Source organism: Pseudomonas sp. AU12215 (assembly GCF_001675465.2).
Classification (GTDB): Bacteria; Pseudomonadota; Gammaproteobacteria; order Pseudomonadales; family Pseudomonadaceae; genus Pseudomonas; species Pseudomonas nitroreducens.
In genome coordinates this window covers 108,039-130,400 of sequence record NZ_MACM02000029.1, presented here as the reverse complement: position 1 = coordinate 130,400, position 22,362 = coordinate 108,039, and the positions used below count along the sequence as shown (strand labels likewise).

At 64.8% G+C, this 22,362-nt stretch carries 26 protein-coding genes; 10 read left to right on the top strand and 16 right to left on the bottom strand.

All coding sequences use genetic code 11. The features are described from left to right. A partial coding sequence (locus A9513_RS36440; RefSeq protein WP_369690181.1) for an NAD-dependent epimerase/dehydratase family protein occupies positions 1-171 on the bottom strand: 171 nt, incomplete at its 3' end. Positions 172-209: 38 nt separating this feature from the next. Further along, positions 210-1,028: a M48 family metallopeptidase gene (locus A9513_RS08460; protein ID WP_024762657.1), complete on the bottom strand. Its 819-nt coding sequence runs from the start codon at positions 1,026-1,028 to the stop codon at positions 210-212. 323 nt (positions 1,029-1,351) lie between these two features. On the opposite strand from A9513_RS08460, the gene A9513_RS08455 reads away from it, so the two are divergent. Further along, the gene (locus tag A9513_RS08455) at positions 1,352-3,484 is read left to right on the top strand and encodes a methyl-accepting chemotaxis protein (protein WP_024762656.1); all 2,133 of its coding nucleotides are present in this window, start codon (positions 1,352-1,354) and stop codon (positions 3,482-3,484) included. Between the two features lie 122 nt (positions 3,485-3,606). Here A9513_RS08455 and A9513_RS08450 read toward each other — a convergent pair whose 3' ends face one another. The 3 genes from A9513_RS08450 to A9513_RS08440 are packed head-to-tail and all read right to left on the bottom strand — an operon-like array spanning position 3,607 to position 4,686. After that, positions 3,607-4,218: an SOS response-associated peptidase gene (locus A9513_RS08450; protein ID WP_065084467.1), complete on the bottom strand. Its 612-nt coding sequence runs from the start codon at positions 4,216-4,218 to the stop codon at positions 3,607-3,609. 19 nt (positions 4,219-4,237) lie between these two features. After that, the gene (locus A9513_RS08445; protein ID WP_024762654.1) at positions 4,238-4,504 is read right to left on the bottom strand and encodes a putative signal transducing protein; all 267 of its coding nucleotides are present in this window, start codon (positions 4,502-4,504) and stop codon (positions 4,238-4,240) included. Further along, positions 4,504-4,686, bottom strand: coding sequence for a CPXCG motif-containing cysteine-rich protein (locus tag A9513_RS08440; RefSeq protein ID WP_065084466.1), 183 nt, complete (start codon positions 4,684-4,686; stop codon positions 4,504-4,506). Before A9513_RS08440 ends, A9513_RS08445 begins: the two co-directional genes overlap by 1 nt. A gap of 140 nt (positions 4,687-4,826) precedes the next feature. Here A9513_RS08440 and A9513_RS08435 point away from each other — a divergent pair, with 140 nt between their 5' ends. Then, entirely contained in the window at positions 4,827-5,987 is a 1,161-nt protein-coding gene (locus A9513_RS08435) for a 1-acyl-sn-glycerol-3-phosphate acyltransferase (RefSeq protein WP_141678354.1), read from the top strand. Positions 5,988-6,024: 37 nt separating this feature from the next. On the opposite strand, the gene A9513_RS08430 is transcribed toward A9513_RS08435, so the two are convergent. After that, the gene (locus A9513_RS08430; RefSeq protein WP_024762651.1) at positions 6,025-6,309 is read right to left on the bottom strand and encodes a hypothetical protein; all 285 of its coding nucleotides are present in this window, start codon (positions 6,307-6,309) and stop codon (positions 6,025-6,027) included. Positions 6,310-6,573: 264 nt separating this feature from the next. Between A9513_RS08430 and A9513_RS08425 the strand changes: the two genes are divergently transcribed. Beyond that, on the top strand, positions 6,574-6,780 hold the full coding sequence (locus A9513_RS08425) for a hypothetical protein (protein ID WP_024762650.1): 207 nt from the start codon (positions 6,574-6,576) through the stop codon (positions 6,778-6,780). Positions 6,781-6,843: 63 nt separating this feature from the next. Here A9513_RS08425 and A9513_RS08420 read toward each other — a convergent pair whose 3' ends face one another. After that, the gene (locus tag A9513_RS08420) at positions 6,844-7,431 is read right to left on the bottom strand and encodes a YajG family lipoprotein (RefSeq protein WP_024762649.1); all 588 of its coding nucleotides are present in this window, start codon (positions 7,429-7,431) and stop codon (positions 6,844-6,846) included. Between the two features lie 798 nt (positions 7,432-8,229). Between A9513_RS08420 and mqo the strand changes: the two genes are divergently transcribed. Then, positions 8,230-9,723 (top strand): malate dehydrogenase (quinone), encoded by a 1,494-nt coding sequence (mqo, locus tag A9513_RS08415; RefSeq protein WP_024762648.1) that lies wholly within the window; start codon positions 8,230-8,232, stop codon positions 9,721-9,723. Between the two features lie 55 nt (positions 9,724-9,778). Here the strand turns inward: mqo and A9513_RS08410 are convergent, their stop codons facing one another. The 3 genes from A9513_RS08410 to A9513_RS08400 all read right to left on the bottom strand — a co-directional run bounded on the left by A9513_RS08410 (position 9,779) and on the right by A9513_RS08400 (position 11,233). Beyond that, positions 9,779-10,180, bottom strand: a complete 402-nt coding sequence (locus tag A9513_RS08410; protein ID WP_065084464.1) for a VOC family protein — start codon at positions 10,178-10,180, stop codon at positions 9,779-9,781. A gap of 174 nt (positions 10,181-10,354) precedes the next feature. Next, a complete protein-coding gene (locus A9513_RS08405) occupies positions 10,355-10,642 on the bottom strand; it encodes a PA4642 family protein (RefSeq protein WP_024762646.1) in 288 nt (95 codons plus the stop codon). 96 nt (positions 10,643-10,738) lie between these two features. Then, positions 10,739-11,233: a hypothetical protein gene (locus A9513_RS08400; RefSeq protein ID WP_065084463.1), complete on the bottom strand. Its 495-nt coding sequence runs from the start codon at positions 11,231-11,233 to the stop codon at positions 10,739-10,741. A gap of 141 nt (positions 11,234-11,374) precedes the next feature. On the opposite strand from A9513_RS08400, the gene A9513_RS08395 reads away from it, so the two are divergent. Next, the gene (locus A9513_RS08395) at positions 11,375-12,292 is read left to right on the top strand and encodes a LysR family transcriptional regulator (RefSeq protein WP_065084462.1); all 918 of its coding nucleotides are present in this window, start codon (positions 11,375-11,377) and stop codon (positions 12,290-12,292) included. On the opposite strand, the gene A9513_RS08390 is transcribed toward A9513_RS08395, so the two are convergent. The 3 genes from A9513_RS08390 to A9513_RS08380 form a co-directional block, all read right to left on the bottom strand. Continuing rightward, positions 12,276-13,700 carry an aldehyde dehydrogenase family protein gene (locus tag A9513_RS08390; RefSeq protein ID WP_065084461.1) on the bottom strand — a complete coding sequence of 475 codons (1,425 nt, stop codon included), beginning with the start codon at positions 13,698-13,700 and terminating at the stop codon, positions 12,276-12,278. The two genes, A9513_RS08395 and A9513_RS08390, sit on opposite strands and share 17 nt — an antisense overlap. A gap of 124 nt (positions 13,701-13,824) precedes the next feature. Then, positions 13,825-14,301, bottom strand: coding sequence for a WbuC family cupin fold metalloprotein (locus A9513_RS08385; RefSeq protein ID WP_065084460.1), 477 nt, complete (start codon positions 14,299-14,301; stop codon positions 13,825-13,827). A 2-nt stretch (positions 14,302-14,303) separates the two neighbouring features. After that, complete coding sequence (locus A9513_RS08380) at positions 14,304-14,861, bottom strand: hypoxanthine-guanine phosphoribosyltransferase (RefSeq protein ID WP_017519718.1); 558 nt, start codon at positions 14,859-14,861, stop codon at positions 14,304-14,306. A 155-nt stretch (positions 14,862-15,016) separates the two neighbouring features. On the opposite strand from A9513_RS08380, the gene upp reads away from it, so the two are divergent. The 3 genes from upp (at position 15,017) to A9513_RS08365 (ending at position 18,112) form a co-directional block, all read left to right on the top strand. Next, the gene (gene upp / locus A9513_RS08375) at positions 15,017-15,655 is read left to right on the top strand and encodes a uracil phosphoribosyltransferase (RefSeq protein WP_024762642.1); all 639 of its coding nucleotides are present in this window, start codon (positions 15,017-15,019) and stop codon (positions 15,653-15,655) included. A gap of 3 nt (positions 15,656-15,658) precedes the next feature. Beyond that, positions 15,659-16,951 carry a uracil-xanthine permease family protein gene (locus tag A9513_RS08370; protein WP_024762641.1) on the top strand — a complete coding sequence of 431 codons (1,293 nt, stop codon included), beginning with the start codon at positions 15,659-15,661 and terminating at the stop codon, positions 16,949-16,951. Positions 16,952-17,113: 162 nt separating this feature from the next. After that, positions 17,114-18,112 (top strand): lysylphosphatidylglycerol synthase transmembrane domain-containing protein, encoded by a 999-nt coding sequence (locus A9513_RS08365; RefSeq protein WP_024762640.1) that lies wholly within the window; start codon positions 17,114-17,116, stop codon positions 18,110-18,112. A gap of 3 nt (positions 18,113-18,115) precedes the next feature. Here A9513_RS08365 and A9513_RS08360 read toward each other — a convergent pair whose 3' ends face one another. Together A9513_RS08360 and purU are read right to left on the bottom strand one after the other, a co-directional pair. Then, on the bottom strand, positions 18,116-18,295 hold the full coding sequence (locus A9513_RS08360; RefSeq protein ID WP_024762639.1) for a hypothetical protein: 180 nt from the start codon (positions 18,293-18,295) through the stop codon (positions 18,116-18,118). 86 nt (positions 18,296-18,381) lie between these two features. Continuing rightward, positions 18,382-19,233, bottom strand: a complete 852-nt coding sequence (gene purU, locus A9513_RS08355) for a formyltetrahydrofolate deformylase (RefSeq protein ID WP_017519713.1) — start codon at positions 19,231-19,233, stop codon at positions 18,382-18,384. Positions 19,234-19,491: 258 nt separating this feature from the next. Between purU and mvaT the strand changes: the two genes are divergently transcribed. Beyond that, a complete protein-coding gene (mvaT, locus tag A9513_RS08350) occupies positions 19,492-19,866 on the top strand; it encodes a histone-like nucleoid-structuring protein MvaT (protein ID WP_024762638.1) in 375 nt (124 codons plus the stop codon). 69 nt (positions 19,867-19,935) lie between these two features. Here mvaT and sbcB read toward each other — a convergent pair whose 3' ends face one another. Further along, the gene (gene sbcB / locus A9513_RS08345) at positions 19,936-21,366 is read right to left on the bottom strand and encodes an exodeoxyribonuclease I (protein ID WP_065084459.1); all 1,431 of its coding nucleotides are present in this window, start codon (positions 21,364-21,366) and stop codon (positions 19,936-19,938) included. 142 nt (positions 21,367-21,508) lie between these two features. On the opposite strand from sbcB, the gene A9513_RS08340 reads away from it, so the two are divergent. After that, positions 21,509-22,324 carry a hypothetical protein gene (locus tag A9513_RS08340; protein WP_065084458.1) on the top strand — a complete coding sequence of 272 codons (816 nt, stop codon included), beginning with the start codon at positions 21,509-21,511 and terminating at the stop codon, positions 22,322-22,324. Positions 22,325-22,362: the final 38 nt, after the last annotated feature.

Here is a 22,362-nt window from a genome sequence, read left to right as displayed (position 1 = left end):
CCAAGCAAGAGCCTTGKSCAGATAGGCCAGGCGCTGGATCTGCGACGAGGGTCGGTGGATCAGCACCAGTTGATGGCCCGCCGCCTTGATCGCGCGGGCGGCATGGTGGCCCAGGAGGCCGGTGGCTCCGAGTACAGCGATTTTCACGGATACTCCCTGTTCACGGGGCAAAACAGCGCAACCATACGCTGACCGATGGCAAAGAGGAATCAGCGAGTCTTGGACTGCTCGTAAAGCGGCATGACTTTCGGGATAGCCGCCTGCAGGTTGGCCATCCGCGTGCTGTCCGCCGGGTGGGTGCTGAGGATTTCCGGTGGCGCGTCGCCGCCAGCCTGGCCCATTTTCTGCCACAAGGTGATCGCGGCGTTGGGGTTATAGCCGGCTCGTGCCGCCAACTCCAGGCCGATCAGGTCGGCTTCGTTCTCGTTCTGCCGGCTGTTGGGCAACGTCAGGCTGTACTCCACCACCTGATGCGCCAGGTCGACACTGGTCTGGCCAAGGCCCAGCAACTGGCCGCCCAGCCCCAGGCCAACCTGCTCGGCATAGGCACGGGACATCGCCTCGCGACCGTGCTCGCGCAGCGCGTGAGCGATCTCGTGCCCCATGACGGCAGCGAGTTCGTCGTCAGTCAACTTAAGCTTATCGATCAGCCCGGTGTAGACGATGATCTTGCCGCCGGGGCCGCAGTTGGCGTTGAGCTCATCACTCTGGATCACGTTGACTTCCCACTTCCACGAGGGCGCGTCCGGACGGAAGGCGCCGGTCTGCGGAATCAGCCGTGCGGCGATGGCCTTCACGCGCTTGGCGTCACTGCTGCTGGCATCCAGCTTGCCGGCCTTGGAGGCCTCGCCGAGGGTCTGCTGGTAGGACTGCGCATACATCTGATCGACCTGCGCGCTGGACAGCATGCTGAACATGGTCTGCTTGCGATCCACGCCGACGACGCCGCCGCTGGTGGTGTTCACCTGCTGGCAGGCGGTCAGCAGCAGGGCGGCGGCAAGGCCGGCTACACGAAAGACGCTGGGCATGATGCTCTCCTGAATCAATGCATTATCCCGAGGACAGCGCGCATGGTAGGCCCAGCCCCGGCGGCCGGCAACTATCGCAAAAAACGCTGGCACAGCAGGGAGTTACGGACATTTGAGACCTGCCGCAACGTGCTCGCCGGCGACCGCGGGACAGATGATTGCATTGAGCCATCACCTGCTAGACCGCCCGGTCGACGCCGACAATCCTGCGACAAGCGGCGAACAGCCGCGTTACAACCCATTACAAGGACCGATTAAGGATTTTCGCGGGTTCTGCCGATATAGAAAGACACGCAGGCTTCTGGCGAATTCCGGGTACCCGTATGAAATTCAAGTCGATCCAGTTTTCCGTGGTTGCGCTGGCCGGTGCCAGCGTTCTGGCGGTGGTCGCCGCACTGGTCCTGTACGCGCTCTTCGCCGGGTCAAGAACCCAGGCGCTGGTGCAGGATCGTACCCAGGCGCTGCTCGAACAGGTCATCAATGAACGCCTGGTGGCCCTGGCGCGCGGCCAGGTCGCCCAGATCCAGCGCGAGCTGGAATACCCGCTCACCGTCGCCCGTGACCTGGCCAACACCAACGCCCTGATCGATGCGACCGACGCCAACGGTCAGCCGCTGCTGGGTATCGGCCGCGCCGGCATGTCCAACCTGCTGCGCCAGACCGTCGAACTCAACCCCAAGCTGCTCGACGCCTTCGCCGGCTGGGAGCCTGACGCCTTCGCCGGCAACGACAGCCAGTACTCGGGCCTGCCCGGCTATGACGCCAGCGGCCGCTTCATGCCCTGGTGGTACCGCAAGGACGGCAGCCTGACCGTCGAAGCCATGGGCGACACCCTGGAAAGCCAGAAGATGCAGCCCACTGGCGTGCGCGAAGGCGAGTACTACCTGTGCCCGAAGGAAAAGCACAAACCCTGCATCATCGACCCGGCACCTTACGAGATGGGCGGCAAGATGGTGCTGATGTCCTCGTTCAACGCGCCGATCATGGTCAAGGGCCAGTTCAAGGGCACCGTCGGCGTGGACCTGTCCCTGGACTTCATCCAGGACCTGCTCAAGACCGCCGACAGCCAGCTCTACAACGGCGCTGGCGAGATGGCGCTGATCTCCACCAACGGCCGCCTGGTCGCCTACACCAAGGACCCGTCCAAGCTCGGTGAATCCGCCAGCAGCGTGCTGGACGCCAACGAAGTGACCAACCTGGCCAAGCTCACCCTCGACCAGCCGCTGACCTCGGTGGACAAGGAGCACGGTCACATCGAGCTGTTCCTGCCCTTCACCATCGCCGACTCCGGCGCGCGCTGGACCCTGATGCTGCAGCTGCCGCAGGAAGCCGTTCTGGGTGACCTGAACCAGCTGCAGAGCGACCTGAAAGCCCAGCGCGACAGCGACACCCTGGGCATGACCCTGGTCGGCCTGCTGATCGCCGCCATCGGCCTGGCCGTGATCTGGCTGGTCGGCCACGGCATCGCCCGCCCGCTGCGCCAGCTGGTCGGCATGCTCGATGACATCGCCCAGGGCGAAGGCGACCTGACACGCCGCCTGACCAGCGACCGCGCCGACGAACTGGGTTCCATCGCCAAGGGCTTCAACACCTTCCTGGTCAAGCTGCAGGGCATGATCGGCCAGGTGGTGACCTCGGTGCAGCACGTCAGCGACTCCTCCGAGCACACGGCCGACATTGCCATCCGCACCAACCAGGGCGTGCAGAAGCAACTGGCGGAGATCGAACTGGTTGCCACCGCCGTCCATGAGATGACCGCTACCGCGCAAGATGTGGCGCGCAACGCCACCCACGCGGCAGAAGCGGCCAACCACGCCGACCAGGCCGCGCACCACGGCAAGCGCATCGTCGAAAGCAGTTCGGCTGCGATCCAGGCGCTGGCCAGCGAAATCGGCCGCGCCGTGGGCGTGGTGCAGTCTCTGGCCCGCGACAGCGAGAACATCAACGCCATCCTGGTGGCCATCCGCGGTATCGCCGAACAGACCAACCTGCTGGCGCTCAACGCGGCCATCGAGGCCGCCCGCGCCGGTGAGCAGGGCCGCGGCTTCGCGGTGGTCGCCGACGAAGTGCGCAACCTGGCGCAGAAGACCCAGCAGGCCACCGAGGAAATCCAGTCGATGATCCAGCAACTGCAGAACGGCACCCGCGAAGTGGTGCAGGTGATGCAGCAGAGCCAGGACAAGACCGAGGACAGCGTGCGCCATGCCGGCGAAGCAGCTCAGGCGCTGGAGTCGATCACTCAGGCGGTGTCGGTGATCAACGACATGAACACCCAGATCGCCAGCGCCGCCGAGGAGCAGAGCGCGGTGGCCGAGGACATCAACCGCAACGTCAGCAACATCGGCATGGTCGCCAACCAGGTGGCCGGCGGCGCCGACGAAGCCTCCCAGGCCAGCGCCGAACTGACCAAGCTGGCCGAGCAACAGCGCAGGCTGGTGAATCAGTTCAAGGTGTAGAGCCAGCTCCGCGCGCTGATCCCGTCGGCGCAACTGTCTTCTTCTGAACGGCCGTGCAAGTGCGTCCCCTTTCCCGCTTGCGGGAGAGGGTGAGAGCGCTGTTGATCCTGCAGGGTACGTCGTCAGGCGGGAGTGAGGCACTCCGGCCCATTGCAGGTGGGGTCGTTGATGAAGTTCGCCAGCGCCTGCTCGCGCAGCCGCGCCTGGGGCAGCAGGAGCAACTCCATCAGCCGCGCCGTCCCGGTCTCGTTCGACAGCCACTGCGCCTGCTCGGCGACATCCAGAACCAGTGGCCGACGCATGCCGCCCGCTTCCTGGGTCAGCATCGCCACGCTGTAATAGGTGTGGCCCTCCACCGGATACGCCTCCCACACGCCCGCGAAGCAGATCAGCCCGCCGCCGGAAACCCAGTGCGGCCGCTTGCGCACGCCGCGCCACTCGTAGAAGCCGTTGGCCGGCAACAGGCAGCGGCGCTGGGCAAACGCGTCGCGAAACATCGGCTGTTCGGCGATGGTTTCGACGCGGGCATGGGCGGGAGTGCGCGACAAGTCCTTCAACCAGGCGGGCGTCAGGCCCCAGCGCGCAAGGTCGGCATGGCGAGTACCGCTCTCCTCGCGCAGCATCAGCACGCGCGCGCCGGGCGAGAGACTCCACTGCGGCCGCAGGTCGGCGGGGAAGCCGGCGCTGTCGGCCAGTTCGCGGTTCCAGCGGAACAGGGCGTAGCGGCTGGTCATCGGGACTCGTTGTCGGAATTCAGCAAAGCAGGACGCCTGGGCCGCCTTCGTGATCGTCAGCGGGCCCCGGCAGGGGTTGCGCGGCATTGTACGCGGCGATCAGCTCCCGCGCCTGCTCGGCCATCTCGTCCTCGACCCAGAGGTGCAACAGCCCCATGCCGGGCAGCTCGCCGATGCCGCCGACCAGGTGACGCCCGCCCAGGTGCGACGAAATGCCCTCGTTGGCCAGCATGCCCCCCAGCAGTTCGGCTTCGATCAGGTCGGCAGGTGCGTAGATTCGCTGCATCAATCGTCCTCGCGCTGGACTTCCAGGGACCATTCCACCCCATCGGTGCGGAGCTGGAACAGGATCGGCCGGCAACACACCGGGCAATCTTCATAGTAGCTCTGGTCGCCCCCGGAGAGGTCGAGCATGGCCTCGGCCGGCTCGCCGCAATAAGGGCAGGAATAGGCCTGACTTTCGAGCATCGCTGGTTCCCCCGTGACTTCCGTTTATAATCGCGCGGTCTTTTTGGGCGCCCGCCTGACGGATGAGTCGGCGGCATACCCTTCCGGACCGTCTACATCGCGGCCCGACCCGTGATACCCCCGAGCATTCATTAGAGAGCATGATGGGCGAGTTCGAAGCCATCCGACCGTACAACGACGCCGAAGTCCCGGCTGTCCTGCAGCGCCTGCTGAGCGATGACGCCTTTCTCGGCGCCCTGGCGCGTTACCGTTTCCCGCGTCTGTCCGGTCCGTTCGGCTGGCTGCTCAGACCTCTTATAGCCCATCGGCTGGCCCGCGAAGTCACCGGCATCCGCAGCGTCAGCGAGCTGCAGCACAAAGTCGAGCCCTACGTCGACCGGACCATCGAGCACGCCACCGACGGCGTCACCTATTCGGGTGTCGAGCGCCTGCAATCCGGCCGTGCCTACCTGTTCATCGCCAACCACCGCGACATTGTGGTGGACCCGGCCTTCTGCAACTACGCGATCTACCACGCGAAGCTGCCAACGCCACGCATCGCCATCGGCGACAACCTGCTGCAGAAGTCCTTCGTCAGCGACCTGATGCGCCTGAACAAGAGCTTCATCGTGCACCGCTCGATCAGCGGTCGCCGCGAGAAGCTGGCGGCGTACCAGAACCTCTCGGCCTACATCAATCACTCGATCCGAAACGACGGCCAGTCGATCTGGATCGCCCAGGCCGAGGGCCGCGCCAAGGACGGCGATGACCGCACCGATTCGGCGATCCTCAAGATGTTCCACATGAGCCGCAAGGACGAGCCGTTCGCCGAAGTGATCCGCGAGCTGCACCTGATCCCGGTGTCCATCAGCTACGAATACGACCCGTGCGACGCCGCCAAGGCCCGCGAACTGTATACCCGCGCCACCACCGGCGAGTACAGGAAGGCGCCAGGCGAAGACGACCGCAGCATCGTGCAGGGCATCACCGGCTACAAGGGCCGAGTGCACATCAACTTCGGCGAGGAGATCACCGGTGACTTCGCCGACGCCAAGCAGCTCGCCGCCGAGCTGGACCGGCAGATCCTCGGCAACTACCGGCTGTTCCCGGTGCACTACCTCGCCTACGAGGCCTCCGACCTGCGCGACGCAGCGCTGAACGTGCCCCGCGCCGAAACCCTGTTCAAGGCCGAGGAACTGCAGCGTGCGCGCACCGAATGGGAGCGTCGCGTGAGCGAATGCCCCGTGGAGCAGCGCGGCCACCTGATCCTGCAATACGCCAATCCGGTGTTGAACCAGTACCGGCTCAAGCCGCAGGTATGAAAAAAGGCGCCCTCGGGCGCCTTTTTGCTTCCACTCGCTACTGGCCCAGCTGCGTGCTGTACCAGCTCACGGCCAGCGCCAGCGTCATGCAGGCAAAGCCGAAACGGTAGAAGAAGCGATTCATCCGCACGGTCGGCTGGACGCTGTCCAGGGGGACCGGTGCGATCTCGCTTTCGGCAGCCAGGCGAGCCAGGGCGAGGCGTTCACGGCGGCGGGTGGCCAGCAGCAACCAGCCTCCGGCCAGGGCGAAGAACAGGGCCAGGTCGTTCACGATACGACCGGGATGGGCCTGGAAAAGACTCCAGAGCGCCTGCAGCGACATCACAACCTCCGCTTCAGAACTGCACGCCATCGACTTCGAAGCAAAGCGGGGGTCAGTCTGGACGAACGGGCTTGGCCCGTCATGGATGAGAAACAATGGTCGCGCATTTTATCCGCTGGCCCTGCCTCGCAGCCAGCGCGTTACGCTTATTTACGACGAGCGTAAAGGTTATCGAGAAATGGTCTAAGACCTCTACCGCGCTTTGGCACGCTGCTGGCTTTCACGAAATCTGCCAATCGAAGTCTTTCGCCAAGGAGATTCGCCATGCTCGAAATCGTCCCCCACGAAAACGCCTATCTGATGGAACACCTGGAAGAAATCGAAGCCGTCGTCACCGAACTCTCGTTCAATGTCCAGGATGACCATTGGCTGGTCTACACCCAGGCCTGTGGCCACGAGCACCTGGACCTGCCGGAAGCCGACGAGCGCGTGCGCCTTGTCGAGGTCGACCCGTACCACCAGGCCGCCTGATCCTTCGATCGGCCGCCCACGAAAAAGCCCGGCAGATGCCGGGCTTTTTCATTGCCGCCTCGATCAGCGCTGGTTCAGCGTCTGGCCGATGGTCGGGTCTTTGAACACCCGGGTCAGCGCGTCGCTGAGCACTTCGCTAACGAGCTTGGTGTTGGTCGCCTCGTTGGGCGCCATGCCGAAGCGCTGGTTGGTCGAGGCACCATAACGACCGCTGTAGCGACGGGTGCCGCTCTGCACGTCGGCACGGAAGGTGGCGCCGATGTCCGCCTCGGTGACGTACATGCCTTCCTTGGGCGACTGGTACTTCAGTTCGGCCAGGGTCAGGGTCAGTTGCGGTGCGTTGTAGGCGTTGGCCGACGGGGTGAAGCCCAGCAGGCGCACAGCGGTCTCAGCCTGCAGCTGCAGCTTGGGGATCACGTCCTCGCTGCGCACGGTCAGTTGGCTGGTTTCCGAATACAGGCCGCCACGGGTGCCCAGCGCGGTGCTGGGACGACCGTCGACGACACGTACCACTACCGGCTGGCCCTGGCCAACCGCGGCGACCGGCCCCTTGAATTCGGGAGTCGGGTTGAGTTGTTGCGGGCTGAGCGCGCAGCCGGTCAAGGTCAGGCTGGCGGCAGCGATAAAGCCGAGCAACAGGCGAGGCAGCATGCTCATCTCTCCATGGGGTAAGCGATGGCCGGCAGTATACCGGCGGGCAGCGCGGTCAGATAGCGCTTGGCCATTGGACGCAGAACCCGTTCTCAGGGTTCCCGTGCGCGCGTCGATCGGCCGCCTTGACCCACCCGGAGGCGAGACGCACCGGGACGGGGCACAATTGGCAAATCAAGGGGTGCAGACTAGGAAAAAAGTCTAAGGTGCAGAGCTTTTTTTTGTGTTTCGCCGTTATAATCGCCCCCCGATTATAAGGACGCCTCCTGGTCGGGCCCCGCACGATGCCGACACACCGTGTCTCGCCTCTGCCACCCCTCAAAGAGAGTCGCCACTCGCCTCGGTCACTGGCCGTCGCGCTTTGTACGTTCGTTGCGCAGAACTTGGCAAGGATGCAGCCGCCCACTCCGCACGGAGACCGGACCGGCCCGCGACGACGATCCCCTTTGAGCTTCACGCCTCCAAAAGAGCGTGATCGAAGGTTTTTCACTACTTCACGAGAGTGTGGCGAGCAATGAAGAGTTTTGCGTTGGTAGCACCATTGACGTCTGACCCCGCAGCACTGAATCGCTTTTTCGGCACCGGAAGCCGCGCCTGAGCGCCACTTTCGGATGCACTTGCGGATGAGTTCGTCCGCCGTGGACTGCCGAGAAGGTGCGCATTTCCCCTCCTCCGATCCCGGCCCGACACATTCGCGAAAGGTCCCTCGTGACCTGGGAAGAATTCGGACATGCGGCTTTGCCATTGAGTGCAAGCCCGCTGTCACAACTGGCTGCTGATAGTTTTGGAGACGCGTTAATGGCGCAGAACGAAATCGAATCGATGGACGTGCTGCTGGTCGGCGCCGGCATCATGAGCGCAACCCTGGCTGTCCTGCTCAAGGAAGTCGATCCGGGCGTGAAGCTGGAGATCGTCGAACTGCAGGAATCCGGAGCCATCGAGAGTTCCAACCCATGGAACAACGCCGGCACCGGTCACGCCGGCCTCTGCGAGCTGAACTACACCCCGCAGGCCGCCGACGGCTCGATCGACATCAAGAAGGCGGTGAACATCAACGCCCAGTTCGAAGTGTCCAAACAGTTCTGGGCCTATCTGACCGGGAAGGACGCCTTCGGCGCGCCGCGCAACTTCATCAACCCCGTTCCGCACATGAGCTTCGTGCGTGGCAAGGACATTCCTTTCCTGAAGAAGCGTCATGAACTGCTCAGCCAGCACCATGCCTTCGCCTCGATGGAGTACACCGAGGACCGCGCGAAGATCGCCGAATGGGCCCCGCTGACCATGCCCGGCCGTCCGGCTGACGAGCAGGTCGCGATGACCCGCGTGGAAAGCGGTACCGACGTCAACTTCGGCGCCCTGACCAACCAGTTGCTGGGCTACCTGTCCAGCCGCGAAGGCAGCGAAGTCCGCTACTTCCAGAAAGTGGTCGGCCTTGAACGCAGCGGCGACGGCTGGCTGGTGGACATCAAGAACACCCAGACCGGCGACGCCCGCAAGGTCAGAGCGAAGTTCGTCTTCCTCGGTGCCGGCGGCGGCGCGCTGCCGCTGCTGCAGATGTCCGGCATCCCGGAAAGCAAGGGCTTCGGCGGCTTCCCGGTGAGCGGCCAGTGGCTGCGCTGCGACAACCCCGAGGTGGTCAAGCAGCACCAGGCCAAGGTCTACAGCCAGGCCGAAGTCGGCGCCCCGCCGATGTCCGTGCCGCACCTGGACACCCGCGTGGTCGAGGGCAAGACTTCCCTGCTGTTCGGCCCCTATGCCGGTTTCTCCACCAAGTTCCTGCGTCATGGCTCGTTCCTCGACCTGCCGCTCTCGGTGCGCACCAGCAACCTGCTGCCCATGCTCGCCGTGGCCCGCGACAACATGGACCTCACCCGCTACCTGGTGAAGGAAGTCATGCAGTCCATGGACCAGCGCATCGAAGCCCTGCGCAAGTTCTACCCGCAGCTGAACCCGGCCGACTGGCGCCTCGAAACCGCCGGCCAGCGCGTGCAGATCATCAAGAAGGATCCGAAGAAGGGCGGCATCCTGCAGTTCGGTACCGAACTGGTGGCAGCCCAGGACGGCAGCATCGCCGCTCTGCTCGGCGCCTCGCCGGGCGCCTCGGTCACCGTGTCGATCATGCTGGGCCTGCTGGAGCGCTGCTTCCCCGAGCGCTACCAGTCGGCCGAGTGGACCGCGAAGCTCAAGGAGATCTTCCCGGCCCGCGAGAAGCAGCTGGAAACCGACGCCGCGGTGTACCGCGAAGTCAACCAGATGACCGCCGACCGCCTGCAGATCGTCGCCGCGTCCTGAGTGCTGCACTCATGAAAAAGCCCGCCATCCGGCGGGCTTTTTCGTTTCGGGCGAATCAGTGGCAACTGACCATCCAGCCGACGCCGAAACGGTCGGTGAGCATGCCGAAGCGCTGCGCCCAGAAGGTCTTTTCCAGCGGCATCTCCACCCGCCCCTCCTCCGCCAGGGCGGCAAACGCCTGCTCCGCGGCCACCACGCTGCGCAGCGTCAGGTGCAGGGAGAAGCCGTTGAAATTGGCGTTGTGCTCGCCGCGACCATCAGACAGGAAAACCTCCGTCTCGCCGATCTGCAGGCTGGCGTGCATCACCTTGTCCAGCCAGCCATCGGGCACCGGCGACGGTCCCGGGGCCTCTTCGAAGCGCATCAGCGCGCCGAGCTGAGCACCTACCGCATGCTGGTAGAAGGCAATGGCCTCATCGGCGCGACCATGGAAAAACAGATAGGGCTGTACTTGCACGGCTTCGTCCTCGCCTTGTCGTTATCGTTCTTCCGAGAAGTCTAGGCGGGGATTTTGGAGCGGTGCCACGAGCGGCCTCAAAAGCCTCGCCGCGGGCTATTTTCGCGAGCTGGCTCGCGAGCCGCCCGAACAAAAAAGCCCGCACAAGGCGGGCTTTTCAGCGCATCGATGCAATCAGCCGCGAGCGGACTTGATCACTTCGATATAGGGCTCGGCCTGGCGCTGGTCCTGGATCAGGGCGACGAAATCCTTGCCCTGGGCATCCTTGGCGGACAGGTCGTACCCAGCTTCGACGAAGAAGCCGACGAAGCGCTCGAAGTCGTCGATGCGCAGGCCGCGGTAGGCCTTGACCAGCTTGTGCAGGGACGCCGGGGTGTCGTCGGCCGGTTCCACGTCGAGGAACAGCTTGATCTCGGCGTCGTCGATCTCTTCGCCAATCACCTGCTTCTTGTCTTTACGCATCGCTCGCTTCTCTCTACGGCTGTCTCGGGGATCGCGGCCGGCAACGGCTGGCCGGGCACCACGGGTCGGGCAGTTTACCCCCGCGCCGGGCGCGGCTCAACGCGCACGCACCGCGCCGGTATGCAGGTCGGCCCAGATATGGCCGTTGCCGTAGGTGAGGAACTGCACGTAGACGGTGCCGTTGCGCAGCAGATCGAGCAGCTGTGGATAAGCCGCCTGCGGGTAATACAGGCTGAGCACGCGGGTCTTTTCGTCGTAGGCCGGCTTCTTCAGGCTCTTGCCCTCGGCGTCGAAGCTGATCACCACCTGGCTGATCTGCGCGCCCTTGTTCAGCGGCTTGCCCTTGAGGCGCAGCAGCGACGGCGTGGTAATCGGGATCGGCTGCTGGTTGGACTGGCGCTGGTTGCCCAGCACCACGCTGTATTCGGTGACCTGCAGCAGTTGCTGCTGCTCCGGCTCGCCCTGGCGCAGGCCGGCATCGTCCGGCGGCAGGAACTGGCCGTGCATCGGCGCAGCGATGGCGGCATCAGCAAAGCCGAGGGGAATGCAGAACAGCAGCGCCAGCACGGCGCCCGGCATGCGAACGGACATCATCACCTCCGCGGGACAGTGCCGGGCACTCTAGCACGCACGTCGAGCAGGACGACAGGCACGCATGGCAAGCCCGCCGATACATTGATAGTCTTCGAAGTTACCAACTCAATACATCGCCGGCCTCCGATCGAAACCGCCATGCTGCACAACGTCTCCGACCTCGACCTGCGCCTGCTGCGCATCTTCGCCTGTGTGGTGCGCTGCGGCGGCTTCTCTGCCGCGCAGGGCGAACTGGGCATGGGCCAGTCGACCATCAGCACGCACATCGCCAGCCTGGAGACGCGCCTGGGCTACCGCCTGTGCGAACGTGGCAAGAGCGGCTTCCGCCTGACCGAGAAAGGCGAGCGGGTGCTGGATTACGCGCAGAACCTGTTCGCTGCGCTGGGGGACTTCCGTGATCAGGTACAGTCACTGGCCGGGCGCCTGGTCGGCGAGTTGCACCTGGGCCTGGCCGACAATATCGCCACGCTGCCCGACGCACGCATCCACCAGACCCTGGCGCGTTTCAACCGCCGCGACCAGGACGTGCGCCTGCACTTCCTCATCGAATCATCCAGCGAACTGGAGCGCCTGGTACTCAGCGGTCGCCTGCACCTGGCCATCGCCTGCTTCAGCCGGCGCCTGCCGAACCTGCGCTATGAGCCGCTTTACCACGAGCGCGTGGCGGTGTTCTGCGGGCGCGAGCATCCGCTGTTCGACAAGGACGTGCGCGACGCCGCCGAACTGGAAACCTGCAACTGGATCCAGCACGGCTATGCGGTGGCGGACGTGCAACTTCCCGCCGACCCACAGCGCAGCACGGCCTTCGCCCAGCACATGGAAGCGGTGCTGCACGCGGTGCGCGCCGGCACCCACCTGGGCTACCTGCCGACGCACTACGCCGAGCGCTGGGTCGAACAGGGTGAGATGCGCGCGTTGCTGCCGGACAGCCTCGGCTACGGCATCACCCACAGCCTGGTGGTGCGCGACGAGCCGGGGCACAACGAAGCGCTCCAGGCGCTGGTCGAAGACCTGCGCCTGGAGCACGGGGTGACGCCGATCAGCGCGGCGCGGTGATGTGCTTGATATCGAAGAATGCCGACAGGCCCCACGGTCCCAGCTCGCGACCGATGCCGCTGCGCTTGCCGCCGCCCCAGGAAGTCTGCGGGAAGACGACTTGCGGCGAGTTCAGCCAGACGTTGCCGGCCTCCAGGTTCTCGGCGACACGCTGGGCACGCTCGAGGTCGGCGCTGCACACGGTGGCGGCCAGGGCGAAATCGCTGTCGTTGGCCTGACGCAGGGCATCGGCTTCATCGCTGAAGGTACGTACGCACAGCACCGGGCCGAAGATTTCCTCACGCCACAGGCGGCTGTCCGCCGGCACGTCGGTGTACACGGTCGGCTGGATGAACCAGCCCTCGGCTGCTTCGCCACCGGTCAGGCAGGCCAGGCCTTCGTCGCGGGCCACGGCGAAGTAGTCGAGCACCTTGCGGTACTGCGCTTGGCTGGTCATCGGCCCCATGTCGGTCTCGCCCAGCAACGAGTCGCCAACGCGCAGGCCTTCCACCGCGACCTTCAGCTTCGCCAGCAGCGGTGCGGCGATGGACTCCTGCACCAGCAGGCGCGAGGTGGCGGAGCACATCTGCCCCGCGTTCCAGTAGACGCCGGCGATGATCCACTGCACGGCTTCGTCCAGGTCGCAGTCCTCGAACACCAGGATCGGCGACTTGCCGCCCAGCTCCAGGCCCACCGGCAGCGTGCGCGCGGCGGCCGCTTCCATGACCTTGCGGCCAACGACATTGCTGCCGGTGAAGGACAGCTTGGCGATGCCCGGATGGCTGCACAGCGCAGCGCCGGCGTCGGCCAGGCCCGGCACCAGGTTCAGCACGCCGGCCGGCAGGCCGATGGCCTCGGCGATCTCGCCCAGTATCAGTTCGATCAGCGGGGTGATTTCCGAGGGCTTGAGTACCACGGTGCAGCCCGCCGCCAGGGCCGGCGCGACCTTCCAGGCGCTGGTCACCAGCGGGAAGTTCCACGGTACGATCAGGCCGACCACGCCGATGGGCTCGAAACGGGTCTGCGAGCGGTAGCCGGCGTCGGGCAGGGCCACCTCGGCGTTCTGCCGGGCATCCAGTTGCTCGGCCAGCTCGGCGTAGTAGGCGAAGGTCGCGATGGCGTCACCGATATCGATTTCCGCTTCCAGGCGCGGCTTGCCGCTGGCCTGCATCTGCAGGGTGATCAGCGCTTCGCTGCGGGCTTCGAGCTGCTCGGCGAAAGCTCGCAGGTAACCGGCGCGCTGGGCGGCGCTGGTCAGCTTCCAGTCGGCGAAGGCGCGCTTGGCGGCAGCGACGGCGCGCTCTACGTCGGACACACCGGCGCAGGCAACTTCCGGCAGCGCTTCACGGGTAGCGGGAGCGATCGGGCGCAGGACGGCGCCGCTGTCGGCGGCCTGCCATTGGCCATCGATATAAAGGAGACGGGACATGCGAACCTCGGGCGGTTGTCTTGTGAGGGTCGCAGGATAGGCGGAGCATGCATTAGCAAAAATGAGCGCTTACCCATGCATACATCGATACCGCTCGATGCATGCCCTTGCGCAGGAACGCAATTCAGAGTGGGAATTGAGAACGCATCCACGTCAGGTATTCAGTCGCGCCCGCCTCGCCCTCGCGCGGCGCCCACTGCCCGCGCTCGTCCTCGCCCAGCGGCACGAAGGGGCCAGCCTTGGCTTCGAACATGATGCTGTCCGGCTCCAGCGCGACGATGGCGTGGAAGGTGCCCGGCGGCAGGTCTGCGCCGACGCACTCGCCGCCCGCGCGCAGTTCGCGAGTGGTCACTAGCTCACCGGAGTCGGAGAAGATCAGCAGGCCCAGCGCGCCCTTCACCACCAGCAGGCTTTCGGCCTTGTCCGGGTGGCGATGGCAATGCGGCGGGATGTAGCTGTCGGGCTGCAGCGCATTGAGCAGACGGTGACAGGGCTCGGTCTGCTCATGGAAGTTGTGGTTCTGCCGGCGCCGGGGGCTGGCGGCGGCACGGGCCGCAACCTCTTCGAACAGCGCGCTGTCGAGGAAACGCGGCCCGCTCATCGTCAGAGGCCCTTGACGGCGAAGATGCCGGCGGCGTTGCGCCAGTAGCCCTTGTAGTCCATGCCGTAGCCGAAGATGTAGCGGTCGATGCAGGACAGGCCCACGTAGTCGGCCTTCAGGTCCGGGCGGGCCTTGCGGTCGTGGTCCTTGTCGATCAGCACGGCGGTGTGCACGCGCTTGGCGCCGGCGTGCTTGCAGAAGTCCATGATCGCCGAGAGGGTGTGCCCTTCGTCGAGGATGTCGTCGATGATCAGCACTTCGCGGTCGATGAAGGAAATTTCCGGCTTGGCCTTCCAGAACAGCTCGCCACCGGTGGTCTCGTTGCGGTAACGGGTCGCATGCAGGTAGGAGGCTTCCAGCGGGAAATTCAGCAGCGGGAGCAGCTTGCCGGAGAAGATCAGGCCGCCGTTCATCACGCAGAACACCACCGGGTTGGTGTCGGCCAGCGAGCCGTTGATGGCCTCGGCCACACGGGCGATGGCGGCCTCTACCTCGGCGTTGGTGTACAGGCAGTCGGCTTCGGCCATGACTTGGCGGATGTGCGCGAGATCGACGGACATGGGGGTTCTCCCGTGAAAAAGTGCGCAAAGGTACCTATCGGCGTGCCACGGAGCAAGGGTCAGCGGACGAATGTCGCCGACAATCGTGGCCCAAGGTAGCTAGGATGCATTACGCTACCGCAATTTTTTTGCCAGCCCGTCCGGAGAACCCGTCCATGCCCGTACTCGAGATTCGCCATCCCCTGATCCGCCACAAGATCGGACTGATGCGCCGTCACGATATCAGTACCAAGAATTTCCGCGAGCTGGCCCAGGAAGTGGGCGCCCTGCTGACCTACGAGGCGACCAAGGACCTGCCGCTGGAGAACTACGAGATCGAAGGCTGGGCCGGCCCGGTGCTGGTCGAGAAGATCGCCGGCAAGAAGATCACCGTGGTGCCGATCCTGCGCGCCGGCATCGGCATGCTCGACGGCGTGCTCACCCTGATTCCGGGCGCCAAGGTCAGCGCCGTAGGCGTGGCGCGCAACGAGGAAACCCTCGAAGCGCACACCTACCTGGAAAAGCTCGCGCCGGACATCGCCGAGCGCCGTTCGCTGATCATCGACCCGATGCTGGCCACCGGCGGCTCCATGGTTGCCACCATCAACCTGCTCAAGAAAGCCGGCAGCAAGGACATCCGCGCCATGGTGCTGGTCGCCGCGCCGGAAGGGATCAAGGCAGTCAACGATGCGCATCCGGACGTGCTCATCTACACCGCCTCCATCGACCAGTGCCTGAACGAGAACGGCTACATCATGCCGGGCCTGGGCGATGCCGGTGACAAGATCTTCGGCACCAAGCAGAAGGAAACCTGATTCATGGCCGATGAATTCAACGAACCGCTGTGGCGCCAGATCATCTCTGGCGCGCAGATGCTCTTCGTGGCCTTCGGCGCGCTGGTGCTGATGCCGCTGATTACCGGGCTCGACCCGAACGTCGCGCTGTTCACCGCCGGCTTCGGCACCCTGATGTTCCAGATCGTCACCGGTCGTCAGGTGCCGGTGTTCCTGGCGTCGAGCTTCGCCTTCATCACCCCGATCATCCTCGCCAAGGGCCAGTTCGGCCTGGCCGCGACCATGGGCGGCGTGGTGGCGGCAGGCTTCGTCTACACCTTCCTGGGCCTGGCGGTGAAGGTCAAAGGCACTGGATTCATCGACCGCCTGCTGCCGCCGGTGGTCATCGGCCCGGTGATCATCTCCATCGGCCTGGCCATGGCTCCCATCGCCGCCAACATGGCCATGGGCAAGGCCGGTGACGGCACCGAGCTGATCCCCTACAAGACCGCCATGTTCATCTCCATGCCGGCGCTGCTGACCACCCTGATCGTCGCGGTGTTCGGCAAGGGCATGCTGCGCCTGGTGCCGATCATCGCCGGCGTGCTGGTGGGCTATGGCCTGTCCTTCGCCTTCGGCGTGGTCGACGTGGCGAAGATCGTCGCCGCACCCTGGCTGGAACTGCCGAAGTTCACCGCACCGGAATTCAACTGGCAGGCCATCCTGTTCATCGTTCCGGTGGCGCTGGCCCCGGCCATCGAACACATCGGCGGCGTCATCGCCGTGGGCGGCGTGACCGGCAAGAACTACCTCAAGACCCCGGGCCTGCACCGCACCCTGCTGGGCGACGGCATCGCCACCTCCACCGCCGGCCTGTTTGGCGGTCCGCCTAACACCACCTACGCGGAAGTGACCGGCGCGGTGATGCTGACCAAGAACTACAACCCGAAGATCATGACCTGGGCGGCGGTATTCGCCATCGGTCTGGCCTTTATCGGCAAGTTCGGCGCCATCCTGCAGAGCATCCCGGTACCGGTGATGGGCGGCATTCTCTGCCTGCTGTTCGGCACCATCGCCTCGGTGGGCATGAACACCCTGATCCGCCACAAGGTCGACCTGTCCCAGGCGCGCAACCTGTGCATCGTCTCGGTCACCCTGGTGTTCGGCATCGGCGGCGTGCTGATCGGCACCGGCACCGGTCCGGACGACTTCGGCCTGAAGGGCATCGCTCTGTGCGCCATCGTCGCGATCCTCCTGAACCTGATCCTGCCGGGCGAAGAAGGCTGGGAGAACAAGGCGCTGGAACAAGGCGCCGACGACGGAAAATCCGCCGAGTGATTGGTAAGGGCGCCGACTGAGCGCGGCGCCTTGCCCAGGTAAAGTTCGGCGAACGCAGCATGCCGTTGACGGTCCATTCAGCATGACAGTTCGATTCCGACAGGAGCCTCTGGTTATCCGCTCCGCCTCGCTCCTGCCCCTCCCGCCGCCGAAGGTGCGCCCGTGAGCCGTGCCTGGTGGCTGCTGCTCGGCCTGATCGGCGCCTCGCTGATCCCGCTCGCCCTCGGCGGCCGGGAAATGCTCGATCACGTCCTCGCCTTCCCTCTCGACAAGCTGCTGATCATGTTCGGCATGATCTGCCTGTGCTGGCTGATCAACGCGCAGAAGCTGCGCGTGCTGCTCAATGGCCGTGCGGGGGAGATCGGCAAGGTGCGCTCGGTGGGCATCATCATGGCCTCGGAGTTCGCTTTCTATGCGACCCCCGGCGGCACCGGCGGCCCGCTGACGCTGATGGCATTACTCGCGCGCCACGGTATGCGCCCGGCCCACAGCAGCGCGATCTTCGCCGTGGACCAGTTGAGCGACCTGCTGTTCTTCCTCTGCGCGCTGGCGGCGGTGCTGGTCTGGGCGCTGTCCCACAGCGTCAGCCCGAACCTGGAAACCTCGCTGATCACCAGCGGCGTGCTGCTGGGCGGAATCTTCTTCGGCGTGGTACTGCTGGCGCGTTTCCAGCGCCGGGTGATCAAGGCCAACGGCCGGCTGTTCCAGCGCCTGGGAATGAAGCCGCGCACACGCCTGCACTGGGCGCGCAAGGCGCTGCACTTCCGCGACACCCTGGTCAGCTGCCTGCGCCAACCCAAGCGCCGGCTAGCACTGATCTTCTTCTTCACCTGCTGCCACTGGATCCTGCGCTTCTCGGTGCTCTACATCACCCTCAAGGCGCTGGGCGTGGACCTGCACTGGGCCTGGGCCTTCCTGATCCAGCTGCTGTCGCTGGCGGCGGGCCTGGCCACGCTGCTGCCCGGTGGCGCGGGTGGTACCGAGCTGACCAGCGCCGCGCTGCTCGCCCCGCTGGTGGGCAAATCCACGGCGGCCGCGGCCATCCTGATCTGGCGCGTGGTGACCTACTACTTCTACCTGGTGATGGGCGCGCCGGTGTTCGCCCTCATGGCGGGGCGTCCACTGCTGCGCAAGCTGATAGGGATGCGCGAACGCGCCTGAAGCTCAGCCGCTGGCGGGCTTGTCTTGCTTCTGCTCAGGCTTGAGCGAATCCCAGAGCTCGGCGGCGCCGGGAAACTCGGTGCCGTCCTCTTCGCTCAGCGCGTCGGGATCGTAGCGGCTGGTGCAGCCTTCGCCCAGGGTGGGCGGTGGGGTGGCGGTGCCGGGGTTCTTCGGGTCGCTCATGGCGGCGTCTCCGTTGGGCGCAGCGCCCGCCGTCGGTGGACGGCGAGCGCATGCGGAGTACCCAGTCTGGAACGAGACCGCGTGGATCAGTCGAACACCACGGTCTTGTTGTCGTGCACCAGTACGCGGTCTTCCAGGTGGTAGCGCAGGCCGCGGGCCAGCACCAGCTTCTCGACGTCCTTGCCCAGGCGCACCAGGTCCTCGATGTTGTCGCGGTGGCTGATGCGCACCACGTCCTGCTCGATGATCGGGCCGGCGTCCAGTTCCTCGGTGACGTAGTGGCAGGTCGCGCCGATCAGCTTAACGCCGCGCAGCGAGGCCTGGTGGTACGGCTTGGCGCCGACGAAGGACGGCAGGAAGCTGTGGTGGATGTTGATCACCTGGTGGCGGTACTTCTGGCACAGGTCCGGCGGCAGGATCTGCATGTAGCGCGCCAGCACCACGTTATCGGCCTGGTGTTCGTCGATCAGGCGCGAGACCTGCTCGAAGGCCGGCTGCTTGTTCTTCGGGTCCACCGGGACGTGGAAGTAAGGAATGCCATGCCATTCCACCATGCTGCGCAGGTCATCGTGGTTGGCGATCACGCAGGGAATCTCGCAGTCCAGCTCGCCGCTGTGCCAGCGGTGCAGCAGGTCGGCCAGGCAATGCGATTCGCGGCTGGCCATCAGCACGACGCGCTTCTTCACCGAGGAGTCGGTGATCCGCCACTCCATGGAGAACTCGCGGGCGATGGGGGCGAAGGCCTGGCGGAAACCGTCGATATCGAACGGCAGGGAGTCGGCACGAATCTCATGCCGCATGAAGAACCAGCCGTTGTCGTTGTCGGAATGGTGACTGGCCTCGGTGATCCAGCCGTTGTAAGTGGCCAGGAAATTACTCACCTTGGCGACGATGCCGACCCCGTCGGGGCAGGCGATCACCAGTCGGAAAGTGCGCATGGGTGTACTCCAGATACATCGCGAAGGCCGCCATTCTAGCGGCTGCCGGGGAAAAGATCAGCCATTGCCGCAGTGCGCCGACGAGAGCCAGTTCGGTGCATTGCGAGTGCATCGATTAATTACCAGAGAATAAATTAGTTAAATAAGTCGACAATTAACGACAAAACTTTCCACAAGCATTTACTTGAACAACTTCGCTGACTATTATGTCTGCTACAAACTATCCGCCACCGCTGGACCCAGAACAAGGTACCCAACATGTCGCTGATCAACGAGTACCGCGCTACCGAAGAAGCCATCAAGGAACTTCAGGAGCGCCTGAAATCCCTGGAGCAGGACGACAAGCTGAAGAAAGAGCTTGAGTTCGAAGAGAAACTTCGCGCGCTGATGGCCAGCTATGGCAAGTCCCTGCGTGACGTCATCGCCCTGCTCGATCCGGACGCGAAGCTGAGCAAATCGCCGCGCACCGCAAAAGCCACCGTCGCCAAGCGCGCGCGCAAGGTCAAGCAATACAAGAACCCGCACACCGGTGAAGTCATCGAGACCAAGGGCGGCAACCACAAGACCCTCAAGGAATGGAAAGCCAAGTGGGGCGCCGAAGCCGTGGAAGGCTGGGCCACACTGCTGGGCTGAGCCTTGCGGAGATGAAAAACGCCAGCTTCGCGCTGGCGTTTTTTATTGCCTGCCGAAAAGTGCGCGGCGCTACAGGCGATAGCGCGCGCGCAACACCTGCGCATACTTCTCCCACTCTTCCAGCACCAAACGGCCGGCCGGCGTGGCATTGACCAGCTGTTCGCTCATTGCCGCGGCAAAGTTATCCAGAGTATTCGGTGCGCCGTATTCGGCCTGACTCAGGCGCGCGCGGCAGAAGTCCTGCCATTGTTGCTGTTGTGTGGCGCTCAAAGTTTCCGGGAAATTGCGTGCCCGATAACGGAAGAGAAGTTCGGGAAGTCGCGCATCATCGAATGGCCATTGTTCTTTCGCCAGCCGCGCGGGATCAGCCTGACGCACCTGTTCGCACAATCGGCGATCACGGTCACCAATAAAGCCGTCATACAACTGCTGCTCGGGATCTTCGCTGCCGGCGAAACTTTCCTCGGCATACAAGGGCGCCAGTTTGTCCTGCCAGATCGCTTTCGCCTGGGTCAGGGTTTGCCCAGCGGCCAGGCAGGCATCGAGATCCACGCCGATGCGCTCGCGATCCTGCGGGCGCAGCACGGACAACGGCGCCACCACCGGGCAGCGGTTGATGTGCAGCAGTTTCAGCGGCACCGGCAACTCGCCTTCGGCCAACTCATCACGGCGCGTATAGAGGCGCTTGCGCAACGTTTCCGCATCGAGCTCCAGCAACGGCGAAACATCCACGCCCAGGTCGCAGACGATCAGCGCGTTGCGGTTGCGTGGATGCCATCCCAACGGCAGCACCACGGACAGGTAGTGCCGCGCCGCGGAGAACATGCCGGAGATGTGCACCATCGGTTGCAGCACACGAACCTGATCCAGCACGCCCTGCTTGCCGCGCAGGCGATAGAGGTAGTCATAGAGTTTCGGCTGGCGGTCGCGCACCAGCCGGGCCAGGGCAATGGTGGCGCGCACGTCGGACAGCGCGTCGTGCGCCTGCCCATGGTCGATCCCGTTGGCCGCGGTGAGGCGTTCCAGCTTGAGGCTGACGGCGCCATCCTGTTGCGGCCAGACGATGCCCTCCGGGCGCAGCGCGTAGGCGGTGCGCACCATGTCGATCAGGTCCCAGCGGCTGTTGCCACCCTGCCACTCGCGGGCGTAGGGATCGAAGAAGTTGCGGTACAGGCTGTAGCGCGTGACCTCGTCATCGAAACGCAGGGTGTTGTAGCCGGCCACGCAGGTGCCCGGCTGCGCCAGTTCGGCGTACAGGCGGGTCATGAATTCGGCTTCGCCCAGACCGCGCTCCTCCAGGCGGTCCGGGGTGATACCGGTGACCAGGCAGGCGGCCGGATGCGGGAGGATGTCATCACTGGGCCGGCAGTAGAGGTTCAGCGATTCACCGACCTCGTTGAGGTCCTCGTCCGTGCGAATGCCGGCCACCTGCAGCGGACGGTCGCGGCGCGGGTCGATGCCGGTGGTTTCGTAGTCGTACCAGAAGATGCTGGCGTTCATCGTTTTTCCTTGCCTGCAAGCGAGTGCGTCGCAGTCTAACAGTGCTGCCGACCACACTTCCAAAACGCCTCGCTGGCACCTAGCCAGCCCGCGCCTTTATGATGGCCGTCGCAAGGACACCCCACTGGAAAGGACTTTCCTCATGCAAGACCTCGCAGCACAAAATCCCTACAGCGCTCCACTGAGCAACCTCGAACCGGGCGCAGCCCAGGGCGCCGTGCCCTCCGTCGCCGAGGCGCTGAGCCGCGGCTACAACTTCAGCATCAACGAACTGCTGGGCGAATCCTGGCGCCGCACCAAAGGCACCAAGGGGCTGATCATTGGCGGCTTCGTGGTCTTCTATGCGGCGATCTTCGCCCTGGTCAACCTGCTCAGCCTGTTCCTCACCGTGGTCGGCGTCGCCGGCATCGCCGGGATGGGCCTGCTCGGCGATAGCGAAGCCGCCGGCGGCATGGCGGTCGGTGCGCTGGTGGCCTTCTTCATCGGCTCCATCGTCCTGAGCTTCGTCGCCACCGCCGTGTGCTACCCGCTGCTGGCGGGCGTGAACATGCTCGGTATCCGCCGCGCCGCCGACCAACCGCTGCGCTTCAACGAAGTCTTCAGCCACTTCGGCCGCACCTTCCAGGTGGTCGTCTGCGTGCTGCTCAGCACCCTCCTGATCTGCGTCGGCTACTTCCTCTTCGTGCTGCCGGGCATCTACCTGAGCATCGCCTACATGCTCGCCATCCCGCTGGTGGTCGAGCGCGGCCTGTCGCCCTGGGCGGCGCTGGAAGCCTCGCGCAAGGCCATCAGCCAGCACTGGTTCAAGGTCTTCGGCCTGCTGCTGGTGTTCGGCCTGCTGTTCATGCTCAGCACCCTGACCCTGGGTATCGCGCTGATCTGGGTGATGCCGTGGCTGATCGTCGCCATCGGCGTGCTGTATCGCACCATCTTCGGTGTGCTGCCACCGGCCAAGTGATCAATCCGGCCTGAGCCTGCCAGCGTGGTTGCCTCGCC